The 14,548-nt window shown below is 53.3% G+C and carries 16 protein-coding genes and 1 pseudogene; 8 read left to right on the forward strand and 9 right to left on the reverse strand.

Features of this window, described 5'->3' with window-relative positions:
* Positions 1 to 104: 104 nt before the first annotated feature.
* Both GVL50_RS07100 and GVL50_RS07105 read left to right on the forward strand, forming a co-directional pair.
* Complete coding sequence (locus tag GVL50_RS07100; RefSeq protein ID WP_159812261.1) at positions 105 to 368, forward strand: DUF2790 domain-containing protein; 264 nt, start codon at positions 105 to 107, stop codon at positions 366 to 368.
* Positions 369 to 416: 48 nt separating this feature from the next.
* The gene (locus tag GVL50_RS07105) at positions 417 to 788 is read left to right on the forward strand and encodes a hypothetical protein (RefSeq protein ID WP_159812262.1); all 372 of its coding nucleotides are present in this window, start codon (positions 417 to 419) and stop codon (positions 786 to 788) included.
* Between the two features lie 138 nt (positions 789 to 926).
* Here GVL50_RS07105 and GVL50_RS07110 read toward each other — a convergent pair whose 3' ends face one another.
* From GVL50_RS07110 to GVL50_RS07120, 3 genes are all read right to left on the reverse strand, one after another.
* On the reverse strand, positions 927 to 2,267 hold the full coding sequence (locus tag GVL50_RS07110; protein WP_218586031.1) for an MFS transporter: 1,341 nt from the start codon (positions 2,265 to 2,267) through the stop codon (positions 927 to 929).
* Positions 2,268 to 2,372: 105 nt separating this feature from the next.
* Positions 2,373 to 3,152, reverse strand: a complete 780-nt coding sequence (locus GVL50_RS07115) for an aldolase (protein ID WP_159812263.1) — start codon at positions 3,150 to 3,152, stop codon at positions 2,373 to 2,375.
* Positions 3,153 to 3,244: 92 nt separating this feature from the next.
* On the reverse strand, positions 3,245 to 4,129 hold the full coding sequence (locus GVL50_RS07120; RefSeq protein WP_159812264.1) for a LysR family transcriptional regulator: 885 nt from the start codon (positions 4,127 to 4,129) through the stop codon (positions 3,245 to 3,247).
* A gap of 475 nt (positions 4,130 to 4,604) precedes the next feature.
* Between GVL50_RS07120 and GVL50_RS07125 the strand changes: the two genes are divergently transcribed.
* The 4 genes from GVL50_RS07125 to GVL50_RS07140 all read left to right on the forward strand — a co-directional run bounded on the left by GVL50_RS07125 (position 4,605) and on the right by GVL50_RS07140 (position 9,036).
* Entirely contained in the window at positions 4,605 to 5,021 is a 417-nt protein-coding gene (locus tag GVL50_RS07125; protein ID WP_033046113.1) for an Ohr family peroxiredoxin, read from the forward strand.
* A 162-nt stretch (positions 5,022 to 5,183) separates the two neighbouring features.
* Positions 5,184 to 6,617 carry a catalase gene (locus tag GVL50_RS07130; RefSeq protein WP_159812265.1) on the forward strand — a complete coding sequence of 478 codons (1,434 nt, stop codon included), beginning with the start codon at positions 5,184 to 5,186 and terminating at the stop codon, positions 6,615 to 6,617.
* A gap of 341 nt (positions 6,618 to 6,958) precedes the next feature.
* Positions 6,959 to 7,699: a response regulator gene (locus tag GVL50_RS07135; RefSeq protein WP_123419598.1), complete on the forward strand. Its 741-nt coding sequence runs from the start codon at positions 6,959 to 6,961 to the stop codon at positions 7,697 to 7,699.
* Positions 7,696 to 9,036, forward strand: coding sequence for a HAMP domain-containing sensor histidine kinase (locus GVL50_RS07140; RefSeq protein WP_159812266.1), 1,341 nt, complete (start codon positions 7,696 to 7,698; stop codon positions 9,034 to 9,036). The genes GVL50_RS07135 and GVL50_RS07140 overlap by 4 nt, the downstream gene beginning before the upstream one ends.
* 52 nt (positions 9,037 to 9,088) lie before the next feature.
* On the opposite strand, the gene GVL50_RS07145 is transcribed toward GVL50_RS07140, so the two are convergent.
* Positions 9,089 to 9,904, reverse strand: a complete 816-nt coding sequence (locus tag GVL50_RS07145; protein ID WP_159812267.1) for a helix-turn-helix transcriptional regulator — start codon at positions 9,902 to 9,904, stop codon at positions 9,089 to 9,091.
* Between the two features lie 139 nt (positions 9,905 to 10,043).
* Between GVL50_RS07145 and GVL50_RS07150 the strand changes: the two genes are divergently transcribed.
* Positions 10,044 to 11,270 carry a CynX/NimT family MFS transporter gene (locus GVL50_RS07150; protein WP_159812268.1) on the forward strand — a complete coding sequence of 409 codons (1,227 nt, stop codon included), beginning with the start codon at positions 10,044 to 10,046 and terminating at the stop codon, positions 11,268 to 11,270.
* A gap of 238 nt (positions 11,271 to 11,508) precedes the next feature.
* Here the strand turns inward: GVL50_RS07150 and GVL50_RS07155 are convergent, their stop codons facing one another.
* The 5 genes and pseudogenes from GVL50_RS07155 to GVL50_RS07170 form a co-directional block, all read right to left on the reverse strand.
* The gene (locus tag GVL50_RS07155) at positions 11,509 to 11,772 is read right to left on the reverse strand and encodes a DUF2790 domain-containing protein (protein WP_159812269.1); all 264 of its coding nucleotides are present in this window, start codon (positions 11,770 to 11,772) and stop codon (positions 11,509 to 11,511) included.
* Positions 11,773 to 12,114: 342 nt separating this feature from the next.
* On the reverse strand, positions 12,115 to 12,531 hold the full coding sequence (locus tag GVL50_RS07160) for an organic hydroperoxide resistance protein (RefSeq protein ID WP_159812270.1): 417 nt from the start codon (positions 12,529 to 12,531) through the stop codon (positions 12,115 to 12,117).
* Positions 12,532 to 12,724: 193 nt separating this feature from the next.
* Positions 12,725 to 12,918: pseudogene (locus tag GVL50_RS28950) on the reverse strand (IS66 family transposase); the annotation flags it as partial.
* 124 nt (positions 12,919 to 13,042) lie between these two features.
* On the reverse strand, positions 13,043 to 13,381 hold the full coding sequence (locus tag GVL50_RS07165; protein ID WP_159812271.1) for a hypothetical protein: 339 nt from the start codon (positions 13,379 to 13,381) through the stop codon (positions 13,043 to 13,045).
* Positions 13,382 to 13,429: 48 nt separating this feature from the next.
* The gene (locus tag GVL50_RS07170; RefSeq protein WP_159812272.1) at positions 13,430 to 13,693 is read right to left on the reverse strand and encodes a DUF2790 domain-containing protein; all 264 of its coding nucleotides are present in this window, start codon (positions 13,691 to 13,693) and stop codon (positions 13,430 to 13,432) included.
* Positions 13,694 to 13,958: 265 nt separating this feature from the next.
* On the opposite strand from GVL50_RS07170, the gene GVL50_RS07175 reads away from it, so the two are divergent.
* Complete coding sequence (locus tag GVL50_RS07175; RefSeq protein ID WP_159812273.1) at positions 13,959 to 14,525, forward strand: TetR/AcrR family transcriptional regulator; 567 nt, start codon at positions 13,959 to 13,961, stop codon at positions 14,523 to 14,525.
* The last annotated feature ends 23 nt before the right edge of the window (positions 14,526 to 14,548 follow it).

Here is a 14,548-nt window from a genome sequence, read left to right on the forward strand (position 1 = left end):
ACAGACCAGATACCTCTCAGGCTTCTAATAGGTTCCATCGAGGCAAACCCAACCGCCTCGGCTCAATTGAACGACCTAGCCATTGAAGCCTTTAGGAGATCACCATGAACACCAAAGCAATCTACGCCGCTTGCCTGTTTGCCGCCCTGAACATCTGCACTTTATCTGCCCGCGCCGAAGCAGACGTTTCGCCTAAGACCTACACCTATGGCACCCACTTGGACATCAAGAAAGTGGTGTCGCTGACACAGGACGCCGCACCCACCTGCGGGGTTGTGAATGCCCAGATGACCTACCTGGATTCCCAGAGCAAAACGCAGGTCCTGGACTACCGCAAGTTCGCTGACGGCTGCATTGGTGACAACTGAGCCCTCCACTTACCGATTGCCAATCCCCTTTGAAACAGGAGAAAAACCATGAACAACGTGACTCGCTTTTTGACCGCCGCTGCTTTCGCCCTTGCCGGTGCCGCCGCTCATGCCAACGCCGCAGTTGAACAAACCTCCTGCGGCAGCAGCACCTGCTTCCAGTTGACCTCTGTGAACGCGCAGGGCGGCGGTGACTTCTTGGTACAGGACGGCTCGAGCCGTACACCGCAGGGTCAGTTGGTGGCTGCCGATGGATCGAGCCGTACGCCGCAAGGACAGTTGGTGGCTGCCGATGGATCGAGCCGTACGCCGCAAGGACAGTTGGTAGCTGCCGATGGCTCGAGTCGTACACCACAAGGGCAACTTGTTGCCGAAAACGGAGCGAGTCGGACCCCACAAGGTCGTTTGGAGGATAACTAGGCGCTCTGAAGTATGTTTCATAAACACCATCGTTCCTTTTTAGGCGCTGGCGTGCCAACCCCTGCCCCGCTGCACTCTTTGATCTTCCTGCAATCCTGCATGGAATGATTTGGTCGAACGTAGTCGCCCTCATTCAGGTTAAGACTTTGCCGGCACTGTGATGGAGGCCACGCATTTCGCTGAATCGCCTGTGACGGATCTCATCTGGGTAAGGGCAATCAAGGCGATCACCCCCAACCCTATCAAATAGCCATTGATGTAAAACGGGTCACCCCCTCCATATGCAAGCAACGATGTGGCAATGATAGGGGCTAGCCCGCCACCGATAGCTCCGGATACTTGCACTGCAACGGAAATTCCTGTGTACCGCACGTCTGGAGTAAATTGGCCGGAGAATAGCGCACCTTCGGGCCCGTACAGCATCGAGTAAATAATCCCAATGGCTACTACCATCGCAAAAATGATCCAGAACTGTTCCTGGGTTTGAAGCAATTGGAAGAAGACAGAGGAAAACAAAATGACGCCTACAATACCAGCAGCAAACATCTTTCTCTGACCGACTTTGTCACCTATCCAACCGCAAAAGGGCATGGTGAACATGGCAACGGTAGCGCCCCAGACGACCGCATTCAGCATTAAGTCCTTCGGTATCGCAAGCGTCTTTGTTGCATAAGCCAAGGAAAAGGTCGCAATCGTGTAGAACCAGGTCACCTCAGCCAAACGAGCACCGGCAACAGCAAGCAACGCTCGGGGATGCGCACGTAGTACGGTTTTAAACGGCATCTCACGAGGTACATCTCTTTTCACAGAGATAAAGTCGGGGGATTCGGCCACTTTTTCGCGTATATACCAGCCCACTAGAAGCAATGCAGCACTGGCAAGGAAAGGAATTCTCCAACCCCAGCTGAGCATGTCCTCCTCAGGCAATTGGGCGACAGCACCCATCGCAAGTGATGAAAGAATCAATCCAGTGGCAACGCCAGTTTGGGGCAGACTGCCGAAAAAGCCTTTCTTACCCTCAGGCGCATGCTCGACGGCCAAGAGAATCGCCCCTCCCCATTCACCGCCGACCGCAATGCCTTGCAGCACTCGCATCAGTACAAGTAGCACAGCCGCCCAATAACCGATGGAATCGTAGGAAGGGATCAACCCTATGATGATCGTCGGCACACCCATCATGAACAGCGTGATAATGAGCATCGACTTTCGGCCTAATCGGTCTCCGAAATGGCCGAATACAATGCCACCAAACGGACGCGCAAAGAATCCGACGGCATATGTCGCGAACGCTGCCAGGGTGCCAGTGACCGGGTCAAAATCAGGAAAGAATATTTTATTGAAAATGAGCGCAGCTGCGTTGCCATAGAGGAAGTAGTCATACCACTCAATCGTGGTTCCCGTCATGCTCGCAATACCGGCTATCACTGTCTGACGTTTCACGGCTGAAGGAGCCGCATCTGCCTTCGTTATTTTCGACATTTTTCAGTCCTTTATCTGGCAGTGATTGTGTGTGGGAGTCTTTCTTATAAGCACGCAAACTCGGGCCCATACGAAGATGCAGTACGGGCTTGTGGAATGAGATCTTTACATCGGCGGCATGCCAGGCAATCGGTGCGTCTGACGACACCAGTAATCGAATGTCGCTCGCACAATGGAGGGTTTCAAAAGATAGTCGTGAGCTTCCTGCGCTAAGACCGGGTCGACTGGTGTCAGATCACCGAACGCCTTGGCCCGGATCTGCATCCTCGCCGCCCTCTCCAGGTATACCGAAAGGTAAGTGGCTTCCTCTACCGATACGCCGGCGGTGAGATATCCGTGGTGGGCCAGAATGATTGACTTCATCCCACCCAGTGCCTCGGATATCAAAGTCCCCTCGTGGTCGGCGATCGGTACCCCTGGCCATTCACCCAAGAAAGCGCAATCGTTGAACAGCGGAGTCATATCCATCTGCGAGATCACAAGTGGCTGCCTCGCGGCGGCTAGCGCAGATGCCCAGGGAGAATGCGTGTGGATGATCGAAGTGACGTCTGGGCGATTTCTGTAAACCCACAAATGAAAGCGGGTGGCGGGATTAGCCATCCCTTCGCCAGTTACTGTATTGAGATCCTTGTCGACCTCGATAAAGTCTTCCGCTGTCGCTTCTTCAAATCCAAGGCCGAAACGTAATGTCCAATAGGTATCTTCCCTATCGGAGCGCGCGGTGAGCTGCCCGGCAAGACCAGCCTCTTGTCCGGTCATCGCAAGGATTCTGGCTGCGTAAGCAAGGCGCTCCTTCAGAGGCATCTCTTTTGATTTAAGGTGTTGGGCCATCTCGCTTGTGGCCCGCAAATCGAAATATTCTTTACTGCGTAGTTCCTGACTCACTTGGCAATCCTCAATCTAACCATCAACGGTGGCTCAAGCTTATGAAGCTTGATCATCGATGGCGATGAGGCTAGGGCTATATCAGGTATTCACTAGAGCGACTTCGCCGCATCCATGGCAAATCCCAGTATCGATCTGGTAATGGCTGTCGAGGGTGAGTCGGAGCGGTAGATGGCGACTACCTTGCGTTTTAGCAACGGTTTTACGTCGGTCACACGAGTGAGGCTGTACTGCTCCAGCACCCTATTTGGAATGTGTGCGGGGAGGACGCAGGCTCCCACACCTGAAGCGACCAGTTCGAGCATTGCGTCAACGGTTTCAACCTCTGCAGCCACGACATAAGGCACTTCACATGTGTCCAGCATTCTTCGTAGCGCATAACCACTCGGAAACACCACAAGCCTTAATGGCTGCTCCCCCATGTCGATGCTCAGCGGCGCTGGTTCCAGTTCGGCCTTGATTATGATTGCCATTGACTCGGTAAAAAGACCGCTCGACAGCAACTCCTTTGACGCCACTTCGCTGTCGTATACGAAACCCAGATCCGCTCTGCCTGACTCCACGAGCTTTACGACCTCGGTCGAACTTCGGGCCATGAACGAGACGTTTACGTCCTGATTTTGGTGCACGAATCGAGAGACCAGATCTCCAAGAAAATAGTAGGTAAGCGTATGCACCGTTGCCAAGCGCAGACTGCCTTGCGTGATGCCGAATTGATCTCTGATTTGAACGATGGCCGCATCAATTGCCATGAACGCAGGGCTCGCCATAGACGCCAAATGCTTTCCAGCATCGGTTAAAATTAGCCCTCGACCCGTTCGCCTAAAAAGTTGGTTTCCGAGATAGCTTTCCAAACTAGCGAGCTGTCGGCTCAGACTTGGTTGAGAAATATCCAGCTGTTCAGAAGCGGCCGATATCGACCCATGCATGGAAATGCAGAGGAAATTTCTTATTTTTCGATCCAGCTCATCGCTCATAACTAGGACACCCTTTAATGTTGGACACACACGGACATTGAAGCTGCGCCTTGTAGTCCCACCACGATAACAATTGCCGCGCCATGGATTCACCTCCGGCGCAGACGCTCGTTAATCAACTGCGCGTTGCAAGGCCCGGCATTGACTTGCTAGGGAGGTAGGGACAGCCACAAAAGGGCCACAGCGGCCTTTAATCGACGTAATGATAGCGTGCAGTAGATCGCATACCCGCAGCAGATATACGTTACGTCGCTTGTTACCATACCGAGCCTGTTACTCCTATCGCTTTCCAACGGGTTGCCCTCCCCTAGTAGTACCCCTATCGCATGGAGCGTGTATCCGAAACCAAGCCCGATACCATCGTGTAATCGTCCCGCTTTGAATGCTCTGTTCTGATTACTCCTGACTTTGATCCAGACCTAAGTGACAGGGACACTGGAAAAATGCCCATGCGTTCGAAGATCAGGAGATAGAGATGGGGGCCGGAAGAGCGTTGTATACCGTCAGGGTTCACACAAAAGGTTTTCGCGACGGGGGTTACTCTCGCAGTGATGACGGCTGCTTGAACATCAGGCACTCGCTACCGGGTTTCGATAGCAGCGGGACGAACTCGGAACAGCTTTTTGCAGCTAGTTGGTCTGCCTGTTTCGACGCGGCGCTGGGCCTGGCGGCACTGAAGCAGAAGGTGTCACTACCGGTTGACGTCTCTATCGATGCCGAGGTCGATCTTTGTCTCAGTGGAGAGGCGTACTTTCTATGCGCTCGGTTGACCGTCAGCTTGCCGGGACTGGATCGCGAGGTAGCGCACAAACTGATCTACACCGCCCACCAGACATGCCCTTACTCCAAAGCCGTCCGCGGCAATGTCGAGGTTCAGCTCAGCCTCCTCTGAGCTCAGTGCTAATCATTTTCCCCCATTTCAGATACACGCCAAAGAACGTCACAAGCGCGGAATTACGGGCCATGGCGGCCGTCATGTCTGGTGCCGCGCGTTTTCCTGACCAGCACATCTTATGCAGGCTTTTTCAACAACCATAAAAGCAAGGGTCCGATAATGAAAAAATTGACGACAGCAGCCGGCGCGCCGGTGGGCGATAACAACAACTCTCAAACGGCTGGTCCTAGAGGCCCCGTGTTATTGCAGGACGTTTGGCTGCTAGAGAAGTTGGCGCACTTTGACCGTGAAGTTATTCCTGAACGCCGGATGCACGCAAAGGGCTCAGGCGCATTCGGCACTTTCACGGTTACTCACGACATCACCCGCTACACAAAAGCAGACTTATTTTCGAGCATTGGTAAGACCACGGATGTATTCGTCCGATTTTCTACCGTGGCTGGCGAACGTGGAGCCGCCGACGCCGAGCGTGACATTCGCGGGTTTGCCATCAAATTTTATACCGGCCAAGGCAACTGGGATCTGGTGGGCAACAACACACCTGTGTTTTTTCTGCGGGATCCGTTGAAGTTTCCAGACCTCAATCACGCAGTCAAACGTGATCCACGTACAAATATGCGTAGTGCCAGAAACAACTGGGATTTCTGGACACTACTGCCCGAGGCTTTGCATCAGGTCACGATCGTTATGAGCGACCGCGGACTACCGCACTCCTATCGACACATGCACGGATTCGGCAGCCATACGTTCAGTTTCATTAGTCCGGCAAATGAACGTTTTTGGGTGAAGTTCACCTGGAAAACCCAACAAGGCATCAAAAACCTGACTGATCAGCAAGCCTGCGAACTGGTCGGCGATGATCGCGAAAGCGCGCAACGGGATTTGTACACCAGCATTGAGGAGGGTCGCTTTCCCCAATGGAAACTCTACGTTCAAATAATGCCAGAAGCGGAAGCTGGGTCTTATCCGATCAATCCTTTCGATTTGACCAAGGTCTGGCCGCATAAAGATCATCCCCTGATCGAAGTCGGTGTCCTTGAGCTCAACCGCAACCCCGACAACTACTTTGTCGACGTCGAACAAGCCGCCTTCAACCCTGCCAACGTCGTGCCTGGCATCAGCTTCTCACCAGACAAAATGCTTCAGGCTCGATTGTTTTCCTATGGCGATGCGCAACGCTATCGCGTAGGCGTAAATCATCATCAGATTCCGGTAAATGCCCCTCGATGCCCAGTCAACAACTATCACCGGGACGGGCAAATGCGTACCGACGCAAATGCCGGAAGCGCCATCGGATATGAGCCCAACAGCCATGAACAATGGGTGGAGCAACCCGACTTCCGTGAGCCGCCTCTATCACTGCTGGGCAGTGCCTGGCACTGGAACCACAGGGAAGACGAAGATTATTTCACCCAACCTGGCGCCCTATTCCGGCTGATGGACACGGCTCAGAGACAGGCGCTGTTCGATAACACTGCGCGATCGATCCACGGAGCTAGTACACAGGCGAAGCAGCGCCACATCAATCACTGCACACAAGCTGATCCGGAATACGGATCAGGCGTCGCCCAGGCAATTGAACAACTAGCTTGATCGAGACGCTATCAGCAAGAGCAAAAAGGCTACTCGCGTCATTTGCTCTTGCCCCTCCTCACCAGCCCCAACATTGATAATGATTCCAAAGCCATTCAATACAGTCCTGCCAAAGGCTCAGCCATTAGAAGCCGTTCCAGATCACGCGAGGCGGCGTGAAGGTTAGAACCTCGTGGCGTAAGTGGCCTCGCTGATTCAAAAGCGTTCCAGTTCTTTCAGGTACCCGCGTAACTGGGTTGCAGCACTTACACCTTGATGTAATAGACGGCCGCGCACCCAATCGCTAAAAACGTCGCTCGTTAGGGGACATGGCTAAATGCTGAGGATCTATGGTGAGTCAGATGGAACACGTTGATCACATCCTGATAGTCGACGATGATCGCGAGATTCGAGAACTCGTAGGTAACTACCTAAAAAAGAACGGTTTGCGAACCACAGTCGTGGCGGACGGCCGACAGATGCGCTCCTTTCTTGAGTCTTCCACCGTAGACCTCATCGTGATGGACATCATGATGCCGGGGGACGATGGACTGCTTCTATGTCGAGAACTTCGTTCAGGCAAACATAAAAGCATCCCGGTCCTGATGCTGACCGCACGCAACGAAGAAACCGACCGCATCATCGGCCTGGAAATGGGAGCTGATGATTACCTGGTTAAACCCTTCGCAGCCCGTGAGCTGCTTGCACGTATCAATGCCGTACTGCGCCGCACGCGCATGCTGCCACCCAATTTGATTGTCAGCGAGGCTAGTCGCCTGCTTGCGTTTGGTAAGTGGCGGTTAGATACCACTGCGCGTCATTTGCTCGATGGCGAGGGCACTATCGTCACCTTAAGCGGAGCGGAATACCGTTTGTTGAGGGTATTTGTCGATCACCCCCAACGCGTCCTGAGCCGCGATCAGTTACTCAATCTGACTCAGGGGCGCGACGCAGATCTCTTCGATCGCTCCATCGATTTATTGGTAAGCCGTCTGCGTCAACGCTTGCTGGACGACGCCCGCGACCCAGCCTACGTCAAGACCGTGCGCAGCGAAGGGTATGTTTTCACCTATCCGGTGGAAATTTTAGGAGAGCAGTCATGACGCTGCTGCGGTGGCCAAGAACGTTGGCCTCTCGACTGTCGTTGATCTTTCTCGTCAGCCTTGTTGCAGCTCATGGACTGTCTTTTGGGCTGCAGTTTTATGAGCGATACCAAAGCGCGATGACACTGATGCTGGGCAATCTGGAGCAAGACATGACTACCACTGTGGCAATGCTTGAGCGCCTGCCCGCTAGTGAACGTCAAAGCTGGCTAACGCGCTTCGAACATCCCAACTATCGCTATCAACTGGACGAGGGCCAACCTGGTACGCCGATGAACATGGCCTCCGCCCCGCCGTCTGTTAGCTCCATGGAAGCGACACTGGGGCAAGATTACGACCTAAGATTTACTGATATTTCTGACCTGCGTCCGCATTATCAAGCGCACCTACGCCTGAGCGACGGAAGCCCGCTGACGATTGATGTTCGGCCAAAAATATCCCCGCTATCGCCATGGTTACCGTTGCTGTTAGTCGTGCAGCTGTTGCTACTATTCGGCTGTACGTGGTTCGCGGTACGAACTGCAATACGCCCCCTAACCCGTCTATCAAAGGCAGTCGATACCCTTGATCCGAACGGGGGAGGAACTCGTCTTGATGAGGCAGGCCCTATAGAAGTGGCTTACGCAGCAGTTGCCTTCAATACCTTGCAGGAACGCATCGCGAATCACATAAAAGAGCGCATGCAACTGCTGGCTGCCATTTCTCACGATTTGCAGACTCCCATCACGCGAATGAAACTGCGCGCCGAGTTCATGGAAGACTGCATAGAGAAGGACAAGCTCTGTAAGGACCTAAGCGAGATGCAGCATCTGGTTCAGGAAGGGGTGGCATACGCGCGCAGCATGGATGGTTCAACTGAGACCAGCCGCCGGCTCGATCTGCACTCTTTCCTCGACAGCCTGGTATTCGATTATCTGGATACTGGAAAACGTGTGGTTCTAAACGCGGAAATCGGCACCGTTATCGATACACGACCACATGCACTGCGGCGAGTGCTGGTGAATCTTGTGGACAATGCTCTGAAATTTGGCACAGAGGTCCAAATCAACGTAGAGCCCCAGACGGACAAGAGCTTGTTGATTCAGATCCTGGATCGTGGCCCAGGAATTCCCGAGGATCAATTGCCAGAAGTGATTAAACCGTTCTATCGCGTGGAAAGCTCGCGCAACCGTGACACGGGTGGTACTGGGCTGGGTTTGGCAATTTCGCAACAACTAACGCTAAAACTTCAAGGTTCTTTAATACTGTACAACCGAGAAGGTGGCGGGCTTTGCGCTCAGTTGACCCTACCCTACAGCTTGTCTGACTCTTCGAGGATGAATGGCACCGTCGGATAAGGCGGTGCTAATCATCTGCTGCTGCGCTAGCCCTTTGGCTGCATTAACTATTTTATTCGCGAATAAGAAACGCCCGCGGGGACTCTCCCATCGCACGGCGAAACATTGCGCTAAACGCACTTGCACTAACATAGCCCAGATCCCGGGCAATCAACCCGATTGACTCCCCCCTCTCGAGCCGGTTCAAGGCGCAGGCCAATCGCACCTGTTGCACCCAATGGCGGTAGGTCAGGCCGGTTTCTTTGAGAAAAAGGCGGATCAACGTGCGCGAACTGGCACCCACTTTGTCCGCCCAATAGTCTACGTTTCGAGCTTGCCCTGGAGTGTCGAGAATAGCGCTGCATACCACCAACAGCCGGCGGTCTACCGGCCACGGTATCTGCAGCGGCAATGTTCGTGCAGACTCCAGTTCACTAAGAATCAGAGCTACGACGTGACTATTACGGCCCTCGAGTGAATATTCGATGGGTTCACTGGCCAGCACCAGTATCAGTTCGCGCAATAGCAGAGAAACGTCCACGACTCGGCAGCTATCTCCATAACTTGCGGCGACGTCGGCTTCTATGTAGATGGAACGCATCTTGACCGGGCTGAGCATCAATTGGTCATGTTCTTCTCCGGCGGGTATCCACAGAGCCCGTTTAGGCGGGAGAAACCACATGCCACCGCGGGTCGCAACACGCATAACACCGCTGATGGCATACAACAACTGGCCATGGCGATGGGTATGCGGGGGATTGTATTCCCCGGCCATTTGGTTGCGAGCCAATGCCGTCATCAGCCGCGGTACGTCCTGATAGTCTAGGTAATCCTCACTGCGTCCGTTCAATTCTTCGGCTTTGCTGACAATCCGTCCCTTTTGCTTCATCAATCACACTCACTAATTGGGTTGCAATGCCGAAGCCTCTGACATTGTCACTTTGAAGACATAAGCTGGCACTTGCCGATTCTTTGATATTGCTACGATCGCCCTTAATCAAATTTCCGAAAATAAGGGTACGTAAAAAATGGCCCCCATCAACACTTCTCCAAATGCATCCGATAGACATAGCGTGCCTGCAGTCATCGGTTTATTGGTTCTTTCCATTGCATTACGTCCGGCGATTGTTTCTATTGGCCCCATCTTGCTGCTTATTCAAAACCAATATGGTTTGACTTTTACCCAAGCGGCGTTGCTGACTTCCATTCCCGATGTATGCATGGGCATCTTCGCCTTAGTCGCACCCAATTTAAGTCGGCGCTTTGGTACCGACCGTTGCGTAATTGCAGCGCTGGTTTTGCTTGGCGCAGCCTGCTTGGTGCGGGCAATATCTCCGGATGCCGTTTTTCTATTGCTCAGTACATTTCTGGTCAGTATCGGAATCGCAATTGCTGGTGCTCTCATCGGCGGTTGGATAAAAGCTCACTTTCCACATCGGCCAGCATTCTTCATGGGCATCTATGCCGCCGGCCTTAGCGTAGGAGCAACTCTTTCTGCGTTATTCACTGCGCCCATTACTGAGTTCGCTCAAAGCTGGCGGGTGGGTGCCGGGATCTGGAGCTTACTGTGCGTCACAGCTGTAATAAGCTGGTTGTGGATGGCCCGACGGTTCGCAACTTCCGCACCGAAGGTCAACACCGTTGATAACTGGTCGGCCGAGACCGGGATGCCGTGGAGCAATCCTCAAGCGTGGTTCATAGCGTTGTATTTCGGCTCAAGTCAATTCGTGGTCTATGCCCTCTTCGCCTGGTTAGCACCCGCATCTACCGAAGCCGCTCTAACCACCCTGCCCGCCGGAGTGTTGCTTGGGCTATTTACAGCGGTGTTTGCAATCGCAAGTGTCGGTGCTGGCCTAATCCCTGGAAGGGCCCATGACCGTCGTGGTCTTTTGGGAATCACCACCGTACTTGCACTCATTGGTACGGCGGGCATGGCGTTTGCTCCAGATACTTCGCCGATTCTTTACGTATTGCTTGTAGCAACCGGTCTAGGCATGTCCTTCACAGTTGGGATGACGTTGCCACTGGACAATTCCAAAACGCCTGCAGAAGCCGGGACATGGACCGTCTTCATGCTTTTCGTAGGCTACCTTATTGCAGCGTTGGGCCCCGTCTGCTTTGGCGCGCTGCGTGACTATACCGGACGCTACGACCTTGCTTATGACATGCTGTTTGCGGTACTTCTTTTTATGCTGTGCCTGACGCCAATTCTGAAGCCGGCATCCGAAACGGGATTACGGGTGCCAGCGACCTGACATCGCAACGGTTTTATGCCGACGCATACATTGTATCAACCCAATAATCTATGCCACCCGCACTTGCAACGGTGCCAGCTGCACACTTTGGGAAACCACAATGACGGTCTTCTTGTCAGGCCAGCGGGTGGCGGAAATGCGATTGCTCAATGGGACTGGCGTGGCCGCAGACGAACCTGTAAAAGAGCCGGTGTGTCAGCGTCTATCCTAAAGGCGCCATCTGCGGGGGACATGTACATCAGTTGTTCTGGCCGCACCCTTGACCGACGGTGAGATAATCTAGCACCTTAGACTTGCCAGCGGAGTCTAAATAAGCCATCCGTGCGTTAACGACACCGCAGCCGGATGAAGTTGCTTCGCTGACCGAAACCACTTTGGCAATGTCCAAGTGATCACCGTACATGTAGGCGTGCGGAGTTACATTCCCTTGGGCATTAGCTGCGACGGCGCCGAGGCTAACGATGGCAAACAGTGAAGCGATGCTGAGGTTCTTCCAGGTCATGACGACATCTCCAGTTATTAAATGATTGATCCGGCAAGACAGCTTGTGCTGCTGCGATGGGTGCCATTTAACGCCGCTAAGGTATCCCGTGTGTGTCACCAACCTCCGCAAATAAACCAGTTCGTATCGGGAGGGTCTCAGATACATAAAATTACGATTTCAGTTCATCCAAACAGGACTATTCAACCGAAGGATAGGTCGGCCTAATGTTCCGTAAAATGTAATGAAACAAGCGGGTTATTGAGCACTCAACTTCCCTTCACTCAAAAGCAGAAACAAACACACAACTACCTGAAGACCTTAGGCAGTCATGCGCATACTTGGGATTTCGTCAGGGTGCGTTCAGACGAGATTCAGAACGACGTCTATATTTCCGCGAACAGCTTTCGAATAAGGACAAGTCTGATGCGCGGTATCGATCAGGAGCAGGGCTGTATCACGCTCTATCCCCGGCAGGCTAACGTTAAGTCGAGCACGCAGAAAATAGGCATCACCTTCCAGGCAAAGATCGACTTCGGCATCAATGGCGACGTCGGCCGGAAGTTCGACTTTAAACTTGCGCGCCGCAAGCCCCAGCGCTCCGTCAAAGCATGCCGACCAGCCAGCCGCGAAGAGTTGTTCGGGGTTTGTACCATTGCCTTTGATACCCGGTAGCGAATGGCGAATATCCAACTTTCCGTCGTCGCTTCGTGAAGTGCCCCCATCGCGAGCTCCTGTAGTGTGTACTTTAGCGGTATAGAGGATTTTCTTGGATGTCATATTGAAGCTCCTTATTTTATGGGAAGACGCATGACAGGTGCGTTGGTGAATCAGAGCAGACCCTTGGCAACCTCTCGATTGCACGAAGGTATCGTTCACCGCCAAGCCTGCTTATTGCGGCCGTAGTCGCTCGCGGCAGTTTTGTAATTTCACTGGCCCGCTGGGTCGGCCGGATTACGATACTTGGGTGCTACGGCGGTAACGGAACATACATAGGCTGTCGGCGTGGTTCGTGCGGCAGCGAGACTGGACCAAGTGCTTTCAACTCGGCGTCGATGGCTACGAGGTCAGTGTTGAGCACGCACCCCTCTACCTGCGCCAGACTGACTTGTCGCTGCGCTTGGCAAACTTGTGGCGCTTGAGGTAGACGATTTCGTTAGAGAGCTGTCCGTTCGACAGCAACTGCGCTCGCGTGCGGGTAGTTGATCGGGTGTGATTTTGGTTGAGATGGGCCCCTTGTAGGAGTTGGCAAGCAACTCCTACAAGGGTGGTGGTGTTTATGAGACATCATTCAAACCGTCTGGTTATTCACCAACTGACCTTGCGGCGTGCGGCTAGAACCATCAGCCGCTACTAATTGCCCCTGTGGTGTGCGGCTCGAGCCACCAGCCGCTACCAACTGCCCCTGCGGCGTACGGCTCGAACCATCGGCAGCTACCAACTGACCTTGCGGCGTACGGCTCGAGCCGTCCTGTACCAAGAAGTCACCGCCGTCTTGCGCGTTCACAGGGGTCAACTGGAAGCAGGTGTTGCTGCCGCAGGAGGTTTGTTCACCAGCGGCGTTGGCATGAGCGGCAGCACCAGCCAAGGCGAAAGCAGCGGCGGTCAAAAAGCGAGTCACGTTGTTCATGGTTTTTCTCCAGTTTCAAAGGGGATTAGCAATCGGTAAGTGGAGGGCTCAGTTGTCACCAATGCAGCCGTCAGCGAACTTGCGGTAGTCCAAGACCTGCGTTTTGCTTTGAGAATCCAGGTAGGTCATCTGGGCATTCACAATCCCGCAGGTAGGTGCGGCGTCCTCTGTCAGCGACACCACTTTCTTGATGTCCAGGTGCGTGCCATAGGTGTAGGTCTCAGGCGAGACGCCTGCTTCAGCGCGGGCGGACAAAGTGCAGATGTTCAGGACGGCAAACAGGCAAGCGGCATAGACGGCTTTGGTGTTCATGGTGATCTCCTCAAGGCTTCAATGGCTAGGTCGTTCAATTGAGCCGAGGCGATTGAGTTTGCCTCGATGGAACCTATTAAAAGCCTGAGAGGTATCTGGCCTGTGTCAAAAAAATGGGCGTTTAAATCGATGCGTATCAGGGCCGCCAGGAAATACACATCGATACAAAACTCAAACGGTTTGTGGCGCGCTACCAATTTTGGCAACGCTGCCACGCCCTAAAATCATTATTGACTGATCATTCCAATATAACTATGGTTTCGCCATGGCCAGATCTAAAGAATTCGATATAGAAGTAGCGCTTGATGCGGCAGTCGAGGTTTTCCGCGAGCATGGCTTTGCGGGGTCATCCACGCAGATGCTGACGACTACAATGAAGATCGGTAAACAGAGTCTCTACGATACCTTCGACGGCAAATGGCAGCTGTACTGCTCAGCGCTAAAGAAGTACGGCGCATCAGAAACATCGGCTCATATCGCTTTGTTGCGAGGGAGTCCCAGGGCTATAGAAGGCCTTGAGAAGATGCTTGAACGAGTCGTAGCGCAGGCCAATTGCCCTTGCCTTGGCATCGGTTCGATTGTTGAGTTCGGCAGTAACGAAGAAGATCTGAATAAAATTCGCGAGCCATCTGGTCGAGCTTTACGTACCGAATTAGTGAAAAGTATCCGCGAGGCGAAGACTGTTGGCGATCTGTCAATTCATCTTGATCCGGATTATGCAGCCGGTTTCCTGCTGGCAAACGTGGCGGCGATTCGTATCGCTGCACGAGGTGGGGCGAGCCAGGACGAACTGATCGCTCTTTCTCACCTCACGCTCAAGGCTCTGCAATGAGCCTTTTTTACCCAATTCTGGAA

Origin of the sequence: Pseudomonas sp. 18058 (genome assembly GCF_902706155.1) — a bacterium.
Lineage (GTDB): Bacteria > Pseudomonadota > Gammaproteobacteria > Pseudomonadales > Pseudomonadaceae > Aquipseudomonas > Aquipseudomonas rustica.

What these genes read in the sequence shown, in the direction of transcription:
- GVL50_RS07165 (WP_159812271.1), bottom strand. Translation starts at nt 13,381, where the DNA reads ATGAACAACGTGACTCGCTTTTTGACCGCCGCTGCTTTCGCCTTGGCT.
- GVL50_RS07160 (WP_159812270.1), bottom strand. Translation starts at nt 12,531, where the DNA reads ATGACATCCAAGAAAATCCTCTATACCGCTAAAGTACACACTACAGGA.
- GVL50_RS07125 (WP_033046113.1), top strand. Translation starts at nt 4,605, where the DNA reads ATGGGGGCCGGAAGAGCGTTGTATACCGTCAGGGTTCACACAAAAGGT.
- GVL50_RS07135 (WP_123419598.1), top strand. Translation starts at nt 6,959, where the DNA reads ATGGAACACGTTGATCACATCCTGATAGTCGACGATGATCGCGAGATT.
- GVL50_RS07170 (WP_159812272.1), bottom strand. Translation starts at nt 13,693, where the DNA reads ATGAACACCAAAGCCGTCTATGCCGCTTGCCTGTTTGCCGTCCTGAAC.
- GVL50_RS07105 (WP_159812262.1), top strand. Translation starts at nt 417, where the DNA reads ATGAACAACGTGACTCGCTTTTTGACCGCCGCTGCTTTCGCCCTTGCC.
- GVL50_RS07110 (WP_218586031.1), bottom strand. Translation starts at nt 2,267, where the DNA reads ATGTCGAAAATAACGAAGGCAGATGCGGCTCCTTCAGCCGTGAAACGT.
- GVL50_RS07100 (WP_159812261.1), top strand. Translation starts at nt 105, where the DNA reads ATGAACACCAAAGCAATCTACGCCGCTTGCCTGTTTGCCGCCCTGAAC.
- GVL50_RS07155 (WP_159812269.1), bottom strand. Translation starts at nt 11,772, where the DNA reads ATGACCTGGAAGAACCTCAGCATCGCTTCACTGTTTGCCATCGTTAGC.
- GVL50_RS07175 (WP_159812273.1), top strand. Translation starts at nt 13,959, where the DNA reads ATGGCCAGATCTAAAGAATTCGATATAGAAGTAGCGCTTGATGCGGCA.
- GVL50_RS07120 (WP_159812264.1), bottom strand. Translation starts at nt 4,129, where the DNA reads ATGAGCGATGAGCTGGATCGAAAAATAAGAAATTTCCTCTGCATTTCC.
- GVL50_RS07150 (WP_159812268.1), top strand. Translation starts at nt 10,044, where the DNA reads ATGGCCCCCATCAACACTTCTCCAAATGCATCCGATAGACATAGCGTG.
- GVL50_RS07130 (WP_159812265.1), top strand. Translation starts at nt 5,184, where the DNA reads ATGAAAAAATTGACGACAGCAGCCGGCGCGCCGGTGGGCGATAACAAC.
- GVL50_RS07145 (WP_159812267.1), bottom strand. Translation starts at nt 9,904, where the DNA reads ATGAAGCAAAAGGGACGGATTGTCAGCAAAGCCGAAGAATTGAACGGA.
- GVL50_RS07140 (WP_159812266.1), top strand. Translation starts at nt 7,696, where the DNA reads ATGACGCTGCTGCGGTGGCCAAGAACGTTGGCCTCTCGACTGTCGTTG.